Origin of the sequence: Rhodococcus sp. C1 (assembly GCF_020809065.1) — a bacterium.
Taxonomy (GTDB): domain Bacteria; phylum Actinomycetota; class Actinomycetes; order Mycobacteriales; family Mycobacteriaceae; genus Rhodococcus_F; species Rhodococcus_F qingshengii.
This window is the reverse complement of the sequence record NZ_CP078080.1, coordinates 4,479,716-4,492,144: the sequence shown is the minus strand read 5'-3', so window position 1 is coordinate 4,492,144 and position 12,429 is coordinate 4,479,716. Positions and strand designations below refer to the sequence as shown.

The window sequence follows — 12,429 nt, the reverse complement described above, 5'->3', positions numbered from 1 at the left end:
CTACTATTGGCTACTTCGTGAACCACCGGTGAACCCCCGAGTCCAATGATGCGAATGGTCTCGAGCGATTTCGGCACAGACGAATTCGATGGTGCTGCAGGGGATTCTCCTGACGCGGCGATGTGGGGATTCGATGTCGGGGGCGGAGGTTGGGGAAATCAGGAGAAGCAGATCTATACCGACAACGCCGAAAACGCGCGTTTGGATGGAAACGGTAATCTCGTGCTCGAAGCTCGTCGGGTCCTGGGGGGATTCACTTCGGCGAGGATCGTGACAAGGGACAAGTTTTCGTTCACCGAGGGCACGATTTCTGCCCGCATAAAGTTCCCGATGGCGCAGGGAATCCATCCGGCATTCTGGTTACTCGGCGAGAATTTGGCGACGGTGGGCTATCCGGAGAGCGGCGAGATCGATGTAATGGAGTTGGTGCACAATGCCACTGAGTATCACAACGCAATCCACGGTCCGTGGTCCGATCCTTCTGCACACACAGAAGGCAAGTGGAAGATGTCGTCGGATGGTTATCTCGGCGGTGATGCCTCGGACACCTTCCATGTCTACGAGGTGACGAGAAGATCTGACTCCATCTCGATCTTCATCGACGGTGTAATGGTGGGCGAGTATTTGCGCAGCGAGTCGCCGGACGGCTCCAAATGGGTATTCGACAAGCCGTTCTATGTCGTAATGAACATAGCGGTGGGCGGAGAATGGCCCGGGCCGACGGATGCAACCACCCCGGAGGTGTCGACCTTGACCGTCGACTGGATTCGATTCACGCCTTGAAAGTGAATAATGTCTAGGTACAAAATTTCTGCAGTTGATCAGATGCGGGTTCGTGATCGTGCGCTCGTCATCGGCGGACCAGTTGGTGTCATCTCGTCGAGTGATCTGCGGAGCGCGCTGATCGAGATTGCTCGGATCGGTCCGCAGACGAGGTTCGGATTGCGCGCGGATTCCTCTCGCCGTCGTTGGCTGTTCGATCCGGATGCTGTTGGCGCGGCAGTCGAAGAAGTTCCGCCCACCGACGCGGCGGACATTTCGAGATTTGCGACCGCCGTATTCAATTCGGATTTGACGCACTCGTCGATCCGAATCGTTGCGTCGGGGGAATATGTTGCATGTTTGGGTTCGCACGGCATCTCCGACGGGATCGGTGGTTCGCGATTGTGGGCTGCCCTTGTCAGCACCGCTCAATCAGGGCAACTACCCTCATCTCTGCATACAGCGGAGTCGAGACTTCCTTTGTCGCGCACAATTATTCGGTCTTTTGCAGCTGATCCTCGGCGGCTCGGAGCGGCCGTTCGATGGCATTCTCACGTGCGTGGAACACGGATTGAGGCGGTTTCGGCGACTCACCGAACGCCCTGGCGGCCCAACCCGGTCAGTCTTTCGCTCCCGATGGATCCGCAAGTTGCACGTCGACTAGTGTGCTGGCGCGACGAGCACGCACCGTCGGCGTCTCTGCGCGCGATAACACTGTTTGTTTTTCTTGCTGCCTTGCGAGGTCATGGAGTGGAAACCGCGTCCAATGCGCTCGTGTTGATGGACGCGCGCAGATATGCGCATCCGTCGACCGTGGTCAATGGTAATTTTGCTGTGGGGCAATATGTTCCGGTGGGTGAATCCGTGACTTTGTCGGAGGTCAGTCGGGGTATCGCGGGGGCACTCGTTTCGGGTCACCCGTTGCTGACCCTTTCAGCGATCAGCGCGAAGGCGACTGTGGCTTCGGTCCTCGGGAGGTCCCACGCCACGGTCGCCGAGGCGAGCGTGAGCATCAAGCCTCACGCCTTGGTTTCATACTCGGACATAGGTCGTCTTCCCAATTCGGATGAAATCAGATGGACAGGCGATCCGCTGTGTGTGGCGGCCACCGATCCATATGGAGCGGAAGGAATCGCGTTCCTCGGTGCAGAGATCGATGGGCGACGTCACTTTTCAGTTACCTTCCACAGCAACGTATTCGATACCGAAATGATCAGGAGGGTGCTTCGAGCGGTCGCTTGCGATCCCACCGCACTGCTGGATGAATGTCGGTAACTCCGCGTATCAGTTCTCGTGGAACCAACGTACGTAGTCGACAGTCATCGTGGATGGCCAAGGTGTGGTTGAATCGGTTAAACCTGGCCAGGTTCCACCAACGGCAATATTCAGTAAGGTGTATGCGGGAGCGTCGAACACCCATGCCTCCGCTCCGGATACCTGTGACCGATCGAGGTACAGCATTCGAACGCCGTCGATGTAGGTCTCGATTCGTCCGGGCCGCTTGAGTATCCCGTAGGTGTGGAATGCGGTGAAGTCGGTGCCGGGTCGTGCGCCGCCGACACTGCGGTCCCAAACTCCGGTCACTCGTGTTCCTGATTTGGTAGGGCCGTGCACGGCGCTCGTGTATGTCTTCGCATCGTTGATGGTTTCGATTGCGTCGATTTCGCCACAGCCGGGCCAACCGGCTGTATATAGATTCGTGCCGAGCGTCCAGAATGCCGGATGCATGCCCTTTCCTGCTGGCAGTTTTATTCGCGCCTCGACTAGTCCGTAAGTGAAGTCGACCTTGCCGAAAGTTCCAAGTCGTGCGGAAGTGATTGTGTTGCCTACTTTTTGGGCCTGAATGAGGAGATTTCCTTGCCCATCCAGTCTCGAGTTGGACCGCGAGTCGGTGTACACCTGCTTTTCGTTGTTCCCCCAACCTCCGCCGGTTTCGTAGCGCCAGATGGCTGGGTTGGGGGCTGAATTTGCAGGGCCATTGAACTCGTCGTATGCATAGACCGTAAAACGATCTGCTGCGCGTGCTGGCGACATAAGAGGAGGCAAGCTAATCGTTGCCGTCGCCAGAGTCGTTGAAAGAAGGGCAATTCGAAGAAGTGCTGAAATTCTCATGCGCAGATCGTATGGGCGAGATATCACCTTCGGGACCATTGATCCCAAGATTGTTATCAGTTCGATATATAAAATTACTCGAAGTTTGTTAGCAAGTGTGGTATCCAACCAATTGATCGACTATTTGGGGTTGAACAGTGTTTCGCCCCAGTAGCTCCCGTCGGCGAGACCGCCGGGGCAAGCGAAGACCGCAGAACCGACGTGCTGGATGTATTCGTTCAGCGCATCGTGTCGTGAAAGGTTTTGCTGCATCGGAACAAACTGCTCGACCGGATTCCGGCAGTACGCAACGAAAAACAGTCCCGCGTCCAGGTGGCCGAAGCCATCGGAGCCGTCCGTGAAGTTGTATCCGCGGCGCAAGATCTGAATCCCACCGAGTTCCTCGGCAGAGGCCAGGCGCACGTGTGAATCCTCCGGGATGACGAAGTCGTGTCCCATTTTGGAATCGAGATCGAGCTCGTCGAACTCGTCCTTGCCGCCGAGCGGCGCTCCGCTGCGTTTGGAGCGGCCGATGACAGCTTCCTGTTCCTTGAGTACTGCGCGATCCCACTGCTCGATCAGCATGCGGATTCGTCTGGCGACGAGGAATGATCCGCCCGCCATCCAGGCCTGATCGTCAGTGGGATCAACCCAGACGTGCTGGGCGAGTGCGTTTGGATCTTCCGCCTTGATGTTGGCTGTTCCGTCCTTGAACCCGAACAGATTTCGTGGTGTCGCCTGCGTCGTCGAGGTCGAGGATGTTCGTCCGAACCCGAGTTGCGACCATTTGACCGACGCGGTCCCGAACGCGACTCGCGCGAGGTTGCGGATCGCATGGACGGCAACCTGGGGATCGTTGGCGCACGCTTGGATGGCGATGTCGCCCCCGCTGCGATTCGGATCGAGGTTGTCCGCACGGAAGTGGGGGAGATCGAGCAGGGCAGCAGGTTTCTTGTCTGCGAGACCGAACCGGTCGTCGAAAAGTGACGGTCCGAATCCGATGGTCAGGGTGAGTTGCGACGGCGCGAGATCGAGTGCCTCACCCGTGTCGCTCGGTGGTGCATACGGACCGTCGCCGGTCGCTCCGTCCTCGGTTGCTTCCTGACCCGCCGTCATTCGTTCGGCCATCGCCGTCCACGTCTGCAGCAGCGTGATCAGTTCGTCGCGCGACTTCGTCGTCACATCGAAAGCGACGAAGTGCATACGATCCTGGGCCGGCGTCGTGATGCCTGCCTGATGCTCGCCGCGAAAGGCGACCACGTCTGCGTGATCGGCGCCGGAACTCTCGTCGGCGGTCACCCGCCCGATGACGGCACCGGCACCGGCCAGGACGGCGCCGACCCCCACGGCGCCGAACAGTCGGCGTCGTGAGACTGCGTGCGGTGCTGCGTTTTCCGCAGCGGGTGTGCCTTCTGGTGAATCAGTCATCTACTGTCCCGCGACTACTTCCTGGACCTGGCTGACCTCGGCGGACAGTGCATCGATTTTACGCGAGAGTTCCTGACGCTGCGCCTCGGTGACGGTGTCGTAGTACACGAATCCGTCGCCGACCCGGAACTGCGCCAGCGCAGCGTCGAGGTCGGCGAATCGGTCAGCGATGCGCTGGGCGAGCTCGGGATCACGTTCCTGCAGAATCGGGTTCAGTGCCGCGATCGCCGCTTGCGAGCCGTCGACGTTGGCCTGGAAATCCCACAGGTCGGTGTGCGAGAAGATGTCTTCCTCGCCGGTGATCTTGGAAGTCGAGATCTCGTCGAGCAGTCCTTGGGCGTCGCCGGCGATCTTGGTTGGATCGATCGTGTAATCCTCGGCATTCAGCTGGTCGGCAAGATACTGAATGTCTTCGAGCAGTTGATCGGCGACCGCGTTGGTATCCGGCTGAAGCCCGGTCACCCACAAATCCTTCTCGAGGCGGTGGAATCCCGTCCAGACCTGACCGGGCTCCAGATCCGCTTCGCGCAGGTCCAGCTTGGGATCGAGTTCGCCGAAGCTCTCGGCTTCGGGTTCGATGCGCTCGTAGTAGGTACGTGCGATCGGGAAGAGTGCCTTCGCCTGGTCGACGTTGCCGGACTGGACGGCGGCGACGAACTGAGCTGCGGTGTCCTGCAGCGCGACGATCTGGCTGCGGATGTACCTCCGGTAGCCGTCGGCAGCTTCGGCGAGTTGGCCGCTCCCGTCGGTGGCCGCCTGCGAATCGCCCGTGACGACGAAGTCCTGACGGATGCCGGTTCCGACCATGCCCGGCTTGCACGCGAGTTGATAGGTCGCAGCCTCGGGGAGGGAGACGATCAGCTGCCGGGTAAGGCCGGGGCCGATGTTCTCGACTTCGCCCATCGCTCGATCGCCCTCGGCGAAGACGTAGAACTCGGTGACCTTCGAGCCGTTGTTCGTCACCTGGAACGTCGAACTGCCAGTGGTTCCAGTGGTGGCACTGACGTCACACGAATCGTCGGTGGCCGTGACGACGATGTCGCCGTCGCTCGCGGTCGTCTTCTCGGTGCATGCGGCGAGGGAGAAGGGAAGTACCGCGGCCGTGGCCAGTACGAGGGTGGATTTACGCATGTCGGCAATGCCTCTCAGGATTTTTCGGGAACGTGTGTGTCGTGCGCAGGCGGGGTTGTCGGTTCCGATGGGCTCGACGGAAGGGGACGTAGGAAGAGCGCGAGGACGACTACGAGGTAGACGACCCATGCGACGGCTTGCAGGACGGTCGGGTCCGGGCGGAAGTTGAAGATTCCGGCGAGGACGGTGCCGTACCAGGTCGACGGGTCGTAGCCGGGTGTCAGGTTGAACGCGAGATTCGAACCGCCCGGCAGGACGTTTCCGGTCTGCAGAGCGCGAACACCGTACGAGAGGATTCCGGCGGCTACGACGATGAGGAAGATCGCCGTGTACCGGAAGAAGGTCGTCAGGTTGAGACGGAGGGCGCCGAAGTACATGGCGACGGTCAAGACGGCGGCCAGGAGAATTCCGAGGAGCAGTCCGACCAACGGCCAGGAGCTGCCTGCGGTGTTCTCGGCGTAACCGACCATGAGCAACGCAGTCTCGACGCCTTCACGACCGACCGCGAAGAACGACAGCGACAAGATGGCGACGGGTCCGGCGATCAACGCCTTCTCCATCCCCGCTTTCAGATCTCCGGAAATGTTTTTGGCGGCCGTGCGCATCCACAGGACCATGATCGTGACGATGACGACGGCGATCAGGGAGGCAACGCCCGCGATGATCTCCGCGGTCAGGCCGTCGACCGTCGACGTTCCGTAGTGGATCGCGAAGAAGATGATCGCCACCATCGCGACGGCGATCGCGACGCCGAGCCACACCCATTTCAGTGCGTCCTTGCGCTGGGCCTTCACGAGGTAGGCGGCGAGAATCATCACCACGATGCCCGCTTCGAGGCCTTCGCGCAGACCGATCAGGCCACTGCCGAATAACTGGGTGGCAACTGATGGTGTGCTCGCGGCAGCGAGTACCGACACGGGCACGGGCGACTCCTGACTGAGTGAGTGCAACAGCTTCTGACGAACGCATGAGGCTAGGCCAGCCTTAACTCAGAAGAAGATACTCCATCATCGACGGCGAACCATGCTCTCACCTGTACTTTTGCTGTTCTTTACTAATGGATTCGGGAGTAGTTCACTCGCATGTGGATGATGGAGGGGTGTACCGAACTCCCGCAGCCCGCAGAAGTCCCCGGCGTCTCTCGCGAGCCGTAGCAGCAGTAGCTGCCGGAACAGCTTTGCTGGGCGCAGGCATCGTGGCGTGTGGATCGAACGAACCGAAAGTAGCCATTCCGGAGGGCATACCCCCAGGTACCGGCTCTCCGACGCCGCCGATCGACATCAATGCTCCCGGCCGCAGTGCTGATCAACTCGCCGACTGGGCAGCGGGATTGTCGGACGACATCGGGATCGGGACGACGGCACTCGAGGCCTACGGGTACGCCGCTGCGGTCATGGCCGAGACGCTTCCCGGCTGCGGAATCGGGTGGACAACTTTGGCCGGTATCGGCAGCGTCGAGAGCCGCCACGGGACCTACGACGGCTCGTCGGTCGACGCGTTCGGCCAGGTTGCTCCGATCATTCGGGGAATCCCTCTCGACGGTGGCCCGGGAGTTGCCGAGATCCCCGACACCGACGGCGGGGCGATGGACGGCGATCCAGTGCACGACCGTGCGATGGGGCCCATGCAGTTCATCCCCGAGACGTGGCTCAAATGGGGAGTCGACGCCAACGGCGACGGCCGGGTGGACCCCGACAACATCGACGACGCTGCCCTCACGGCCGCCCGCTACCTGTGTGCACGCGGGGGAGACCTCACTTCCGCTGCCGGATGGCAGCAGGCACTGATGGCGTACAACCTCTCGGGCGACTATCTCGCGCTCGTTCGTGATCGTGCGTCGGCGTATTCAGTCGGGGTACGGCCGGACTGACGGTGATCGATCCGCAGGTCGGACCCGTGACCGCGCGTCGATAAAGAAGCCTTCGGCCCGTGCGGTTAGGCTGTGTGCTGGCACTACAGAGGTGCTGGCACTGCAGAGGCCCAGCCGCGATCGTGGTCCTCTTTCGACCGGAGGGGTCGGAGCCCAAGTGTCAAGCACGCAGAGCGTGCCCCAATGCGAAGCCCATTCGAAGGAGAACCACACAGTGGCCAGTATTGAGCAGGTCGGAGCTCGCGAGATCCTTGATTCCCGTGGTAACCCCACGGTTGAGGTCGAGGTTCTGCTCGAAGACGGAAGTTTCGCCAGGGCTGCGGTGCCGTCCGGCGCTTCGACGGGTGAGCACGAAGCCGTCGAACTGCGCGACGGTGGCGCACGCTACGGCGGAAAGGGCGTCGAGAAGGCCGTGGAGGCTGTGCTCGGCGAGATCGCTCCTGCCATCATCGGCATCGACGCAACCGAGCAGCGCACGGTCGACCAGGCGCTGCTCGACGCGGACGGCACCCCGGACAAGTCGCGTCTCGGCGCAAACGCTCTGCTCGGTGCCTCGCTTGCCGTGGCTCGCGCCGCCGCCGAGTCCTCGGGCCTCGAGCTGTTCCGCTACGTCGGTGGCCCCAACGCTCACGTTCTCCCTGTCCCGATGATGAACATCCTCAACGGTGGCGCGCACGCAGACACCGGTGTCGACGTCCAGGAGTTCATGGTTGCTCCCATCGGCGCACCGAGCTTCAAGGAATCGCTGCGCTGGGGCGCCGAGGTCTACCACTCCCTGAAGTCGGTTCTCAAGGAGAAGGGCCTCTCCACCGGTCTCGGCGACGAAGGCGGATTCGCGCCCGACGTCGCAGGCACCAAGGAAGCACTCGACCTCATCACGATCGCCGTGAACAAGACCGGCCTCAAGCTGGGTACCGACGTCGCGCTCGCTCTCGACGTCGCTGCCACCGAGTTCTACACCGACGGCACCGGCTACAAGTTCGAGGGCAAGAACCGCACCGCGGCCGAGATGGCGGCGTTCTACGCCGAGCTCATCGACGCCTACCCGCTCGTTTCCATCGAGGATCCGCTCGACGAAGACGACTGGGACGGCTGGGTCGCACTCACCGATCAGATCGGCAACAAGATCCAGCTCGTCGGCGACGACCTCTTCGTCACCAACCCCGAGCGCCTCGAAGAAGGCATCGTCAAGGGTGCGGCCAACGCACTCCTGGTGAAGGTCAACCAGATCGGCACCCTGACCGAGACCCTCGACGCCGTCGATCTCGCTCACCGCAACGGCTACAAGACGATGATGAGCCACCGTTCCGGCGAGACCGAGGACACCACCATCGCCGACCTCGCGGTTGCCGTCGGCAGCGGCCAGATCAAGACCGGTGCTCCGGCACGCAGCGAGCGCGTTGCCAAGTACAACCAGCTGCTGCGCATCGAGGAGAACCTCGGCGACGCAGCACGTTACGCCGGCGAGGTTGCGTTCCCGCGCTTCGCTTTCGAGGCCTGACGGAAATCTAAGATTCAGTAGTGTCTGCACAGCGCGGTAAGCCACGATCCCCCGGCGGAAGTCCGGGGGGTCGTGGTTCCCGTCGTGGGGACACACCGTCGCGTGCGCGTCGGGACAGTGCCCGACGCCCACGCGTGTCGGAACCTTCGGTAGATCCGGAAGCAGTCGATTCCGCTGTGACAGACCCCGCGCAACCGGGGGTCTCCGCCGAGAAAGCGTCGGCGCGAGGGTCGAAGTCGGCCCTGGGGAAGAGCGGAACCAACAAGTTCTGGTCTCGGCTTCCGAAGTCGGACAACACCATTTTCGGCTTGTCCACCAGTCGGGCAGTTGTGCTCGCGATGGTTGTGCTCATGCTGGCGCTGACACTGGCAGTGCCGCTCCGTACTTACATCAGCCAGCGTTCGGATGCCGCGCAGGTGGCGGCGGAACGTCAGGTACTCGAGGAAGAGCTGCGAAAGCTGCAAGGGCAGAACGCGCGCTTCGACGACCCTGCGTACATCGAAGCTCTTGCACGAGAACGCCTTCGGTACGTCAAACCGGGCGAGACCCCGTTCCAGGTTCAGCTTCCCGGTGACTACAAGGAACCCGAGAAGAAGCAGGAAAAGGAAACACCGCTCACAGGCCCGTGGTATCGCGATCTGTGGCAAACGATTTCGGAACCGCCAGTGGTTCCCGAGACGACGACACCGGCCCCGATGCCGTTGGCGCCGATAGAGCCAGAAGAACAAGGAGTACCCACCGGGTGAGCAACACGTCCGAAAATTCCCCACAGGTTTCACAAGCGGATCTCGACGCCGTTGCCGCTCAATTGGGCCGTGAGCCACGCGGAGTGATCGAGATCGCGTACCGCAGCCCGGACGGTCAGCCGGGCGTGGTCAAGACCGCCCCCAAACTTCCGGACGGAACACCGTTCCCGACGTTGTACTACCTCACGGACCCGCGACTGACTGCCGAAGCGAGCCGTCAGGAATCCGCCGGCGTCATGCGTGAAATGACCGAACGCCTGACCCAGGATCCGGAACTTGCCGCGGCCTATCGACGGGCATACGAGTCGTACCTTGCCGAGCGGGACGCGATCGAATCTCTGGGAACCGACTTTGCCGGCGGTGGGATGCCGGATCGTGTCAAGTGCCTGCACGTGCTGATGGCACATTCGCTTGCCAAGGGACCCGGCGTCAATCCGCTCGGTGACGAGTCCGTCGCGTTGGCCGGTCACGGAAAGCTGCGCGGCACTGCAATTCCCGCGGACTGGCCTGGCATCGACGATGCCGACAACACCGACCGGTGACTCGCCGTGTCGCCGCAGTCGATTGCGGTACCAACTCCATTCGACTGCTGATCGCGGACGTCGGCGCCGACGGTCGTCTGGTGGATGTCCGGCGCGAGATGCGCGTCGTGCGACTCGGTCAAGGTGTTGATGCGACAGGGACATTCGCGCCCGAGGCCATCGAACGCACCCGGGTCGCGCTGGTCGAGTACGCGTCGATGATCGCCGATGCCGGAGCAACCGCCGTTCGCATGGTCGCCACCTCGGCTACTCGCGACGCTGCGAATCGGGAAGAATTCTTCACGATGACGCGGGACGTGCTCGGCGCGGTGATTCCCGGATCCGGAGCAGAGGTCATCACCGGCGACGAAGAGGCGCGCCTCTCGTTCAGCGGTGCTGTGGGAGAACTCGATCCGTCCGAGGGCCCCTTCGTGGTGGTCGATCTCGGCGGCGGATCCACCGAAGTTGTCCTCGGCGACACGTCGGGCGTCCAGGCTGCGTACTCCACCGACATCGGCTGTGTGCGCGTCACGGAGCGGTGCTTACCGTCGGATCCGCCTACAGCAGAGCAGGTTTCCGAGGCGACGGCTTTCGCGACCGCGAAACTTGCCGAGGCGTTCGAGGCCGTACCCGTCGAGAAGGCGCACACGTGGGTGGGTGTCGCTGGAACCATGACGACGCTGGCCGCGATCGCGCAGGATCTTCCGGAGTACGACGCCGAGAAGGTGCACCTGTCGAGGATTTCGTTCAATCAACTGTTCGACGTGTGCGAGCGTCTCATTGCTATGCCTCGGGTTGATCGTGCTGCCTTCGGCCCGATGCATCCGGGGCGGGTGGACGTCATCGGCGGCGGAGCGATCATCACCACGGTGCTGGCTCAAGCGTTCGAAGCCAAAGCCGGGATCACCGAACTGGTTGTCAGCGAACACGACATACTCGACGGCATCGCGATGTCGGTAGCTCAGACCGACCCGATAGTCTGATCCCTGCCGCACCCGACCCGTCGGGTGCGGCAAGGCCCCCATAGCCCAATTGGCAGAGGCAACGGACTTAAAATCCGTCAAGTGTCGGTTCGAGTCCGACTGGGGGCACACGAAACTACAGGTCAACGGCCAGGCAAGTGTGCGTCGAAGTGTTGGCTGAGGATCCGTCTGCAGAGCGTCCGCAGTGATTTCTCGAGAGCCGTCACTGCAACTCCAGGGCATTGGCGACAGCGTCGAGATCGTCCGTAAACAGATGTCCGTGTAGGTCGAGCGTGAGCATCGGAGTCTTGAGTTGCGAACACCTACCTCAGCGTCATCTGACCGGTATGACGTTTGACGCTCATCCTCGTTGCGAGGGTGGTCCTTGTCGCTTCAGAGGTAGATCACACGCTGGCGGACACTGCCGGTGAGTCGCCCGATCAGGAGCCCGGTATGTGCAACCCACTTGCCCCGCGGCATACGTGTAACTGCTTGCGGCAAAATTGGATTGAGAAGCAGTAGTCCGACGACTTGGGTGGCGACAGATTTCTTCGACGAGCGGCGGAAACCGTGCTGGCGATGTTTGGCGTAGAGGAATGCATCGGCGGCGCCGAAGGCCTTGGTCTGCCTCCACGCCGCCTTGAGTCCGCTGCGCAGTCGGTATGCGACGAGGGCTTGAGGCTCGTAAGTGAACGTCATCCCGGCTTGTTGAATTCTCCACGAGAAATCGACATCTTCACCGATGCGCATGTTCTCGTCGCATCCGCCGACCGCCTTGTACGAGGACTTCCATACCCCGAAATTGCATCCCATCGCGTGGGGCAGGTAGGTCGTGTACGAGTGTGGCTCTTCTCGTGGTTCGATTCGACGCCAACTCTGCACCTCGCTCGAATTGATCGAGGCAGTTTCGAGGGCCCCGCTGACAAGGTCAGCGTTCTCGGCTGCGCCGACCATTGCACTCAACCAGTCGGGGTGAACTCGATCGTCGGCATCGCAGAATGCGATGAAGTCGCCGGTTGCTTCATCCACCCCGACGTTGCGGGCGTGGGAGACGCCCTGCTTGAGTGACGCTGAAACCCACCGAAGTTGCAATTGGTCGATGAGAGGGTGGTCTTCGATGAGATCGCGGATCCCATCGCTGGAGTTGTTGTCACTGACTATCACCTCTATGGGGCCTTCGTAGTCCTGGGCGGCGAGCGCTTGCAACTGTTCGTCAATAGTGCTGGCGGCGTTGTACGTGGGGATGACGACTGAAACTAAGCGAGGAGACACAGACCAAACGTACCGATTTGTCCGGAATGTTGCTTGGTTGAGTGTGCGCGGGAGAGTCCCTACGTCAATTGTGTGAGGTTCGTTTGGTCTGGCGATGCCCGAGACGGCATTAAATAGAACATGTGTGCGAAAATGTGGAGATGCG

The 12,429-nt window shown here is 61.4% G+C and carries 12 protein-coding genes and 1 tRNA gene; 8 read left to right on the top strand and 5 right to left on the bottom strand.

Translation table 11 applies throughout. From position 1 onward, the window contains the following. Positions 1 to 54 precede the first annotated feature (54 nt). Complete coding sequence (locus tag KTR60_RS20475) at positions 55 to 783, top strand: glycoside hydrolase family 16 protein (protein WP_157770437.1); 729 nt, start codon at positions 55 to 57, stop codon at positions 781 to 783. Between the two features lie 729 nt (positions 784 to 1,512). Further along, the gene (locus KTR60_RS20470) at positions 1,513 to 2,037 is read left to right on the top strand and encodes a hypothetical protein (RefSeq protein ID WP_144245859.1); all 525 of its coding nucleotides are present in this window, start codon (positions 1,513 to 1,515) and stop codon (positions 2,035 to 2,037) included. A 9-nt stretch (positions 2,038 to 2,046) separates the two neighbouring features. Here the strand turns inward: KTR60_RS20470 and KTR60_RS20465 are convergent, their stop codons facing one another. The 4 genes from KTR60_RS20465 to efeU form a co-directional block, all read right to left on the bottom strand. Beyond that, positions 2,047 to 2,874 carry a glycoside hydrolase family 16 protein gene (locus tag KTR60_RS20465; RefSeq protein ID WP_052416980.1) on the bottom strand — a complete coding sequence of 276 codons (828 nt, stop codon included), beginning with the start codon at positions 2,872 to 2,874 and terminating at the stop codon, positions 2,047 to 2,049. A 120-nt stretch (positions 2,875 to 2,994) separates the two neighbouring features. Beyond that, positions 2,995 to 4,281 carry an iron uptake transporter deferrochelatase/peroxidase subunit gene (gene efeB, locus KTR60_RS20460; protein ID WP_208690398.1) on the bottom strand — a complete coding sequence of 429 codons (1,287 nt, stop codon included), beginning with the start codon at positions 4,279 to 4,281 and terminating at the stop codon, positions 2,995 to 2,997. Beyond that, positions 4,282 to 5,412: an iron uptake system protein EfeO gene (efeO, locus tag KTR60_RS20455; RefSeq protein ID WP_047270308.1), complete on the bottom strand. Its 1,131-nt coding sequence runs from the start codon at positions 5,410 to 5,412 to the stop codon at positions 4,282 to 4,284. It abuts the gene before it with no gap. 14 nt (positions 5,413 to 5,426) lie between these two features. Next, positions 5,427 to 6,329: an iron uptake transporter permease EfeU gene (efeU, locus tag KTR60_RS20450; protein WP_003946279.1), complete on the bottom strand. Its 903-nt coding sequence runs from the start codon at positions 6,327 to 6,329 to the stop codon at positions 5,427 to 5,429. Positions 6,330 to 6,469: 140 nt separating this feature from the next. Here efeU and KTR60_RS20445 point away from each other — a divergent pair, with 140 nt between their 5' ends. The 6 genes from KTR60_RS20445 to KTR60_RS20420 all read left to right on the top strand — a co-directional run bounded on the left by KTR60_RS20445 (position 6,470) and on the right by KTR60_RS20420 (position 11,141). Beyond that, the gene (locus KTR60_RS20445; RefSeq protein ID WP_134929873.1) at positions 6,470 to 7,282 is read left to right on the top strand and encodes a lytic transglycosylase domain-containing protein; all 813 of its coding nucleotides are present in this window, start codon (positions 6,470 to 6,472) and stop codon (positions 7,280 to 7,282) included. A gap of 214 nt (positions 7,283 to 7,496) precedes the next feature. Beyond that, on the top strand, positions 7,497 to 8,783 hold the full coding sequence (eno, locus tag KTR60_RS20440) for a phosphopyruvate hydratase (protein WP_003946309.1): 1,287 nt from the start codon (positions 7,497 to 7,499) through the stop codon (positions 8,781 to 8,783). A gap of 20 nt (positions 8,784 to 8,803) precedes the next feature. Next, positions 8,804 to 9,529 (top strand): FtsB family cell division protein, encoded by a 726-nt coding sequence (locus KTR60_RS20435; protein ID WP_228401198.1) that lies wholly within the window; start codon positions 8,804 to 8,806, stop codon positions 9,527 to 9,529. Next, positions 9,526 to 10,071 (top strand): DUF501 domain-containing protein, encoded by a 546-nt coding sequence (locus tag KTR60_RS20430; RefSeq protein ID WP_003946286.1) that lies wholly within the window; start codon positions 9,526 to 9,528, stop codon positions 10,069 to 10,071. The genes KTR60_RS20435 and KTR60_RS20430 overlap by 4 nt, the downstream gene beginning before the upstream one ends. Beyond that, positions 10,068 to 11,033 carry a Ppx/GppA phosphatase family protein gene (locus KTR60_RS20425; protein WP_228401197.1) on the top strand — a complete coding sequence of 322 codons (966 nt, stop codon included), beginning with the start codon at positions 10,068 to 10,070 and terminating at the stop codon, positions 11,031 to 11,033. Before KTR60_RS20430 ends, KTR60_RS20425 begins: the two co-directional genes overlap by 4 nt. 34 nt (positions 11,034 to 11,067) lie before the next feature. Further along, a tRNA-Leu gene (locus KTR60_RS20420) sits at positions 11,068 to 11,141 on the top strand. A 264-nt stretch (positions 11,142 to 11,405) separates the two neighbouring features. Here the strand turns inward: KTR60_RS20420 and KTR60_RS20415 are convergent. Next, positions 11,406 to 12,284 (bottom strand): glycosyltransferase, encoded by an 879-nt coding sequence (locus tag KTR60_RS20415; protein ID WP_218681466.1) that lies wholly within the window; start codon positions 12,282 to 12,284, stop codon positions 11,406 to 11,408. Between the last annotated feature and the right edge of the window lie 145 nt (positions 12,285 to 12,429).

What these genes read in the sequence shown, in the direction of transcription:
- efeO (WP_047270308.1), bottom strand. Translation starts at nt 5,412, where the DNA reads ATGCGTAAATCCACCCTCGTACTGGCCACGGCCGCGGTACTTCCCTTC.
- KTR60_RS20465 (WP_052416980.1), bottom strand. Translation starts at nt 2,874, where the DNA reads ATGAGAATTTCAGCACTTCTTCGAATTGCCCTTCTTTCAACGACTCTG.
- KTR60_RS20475 (WP_157770437.1), top strand. Translation starts at nt 55, where the DNA reads ATGGTCTCGAGCGATTTCGGCACAGACGAATTCGATGGTGCTGCAGGG.
- KTR60_RS20445 (WP_134929873.1), top strand. Translation starts at nt 6,470, where the DNA reads ATGGATTCGGGAGTAGTTCACTCGCATGTGGATGATGGAGGGGTGTAC.
- efeB (WP_208690398.1), bottom strand. Translation starts at nt 4,281, where the DNA reads ATGACTGATTCACCAGAAGGCACACCCGCTGCGGAAAACGCAGCACCG.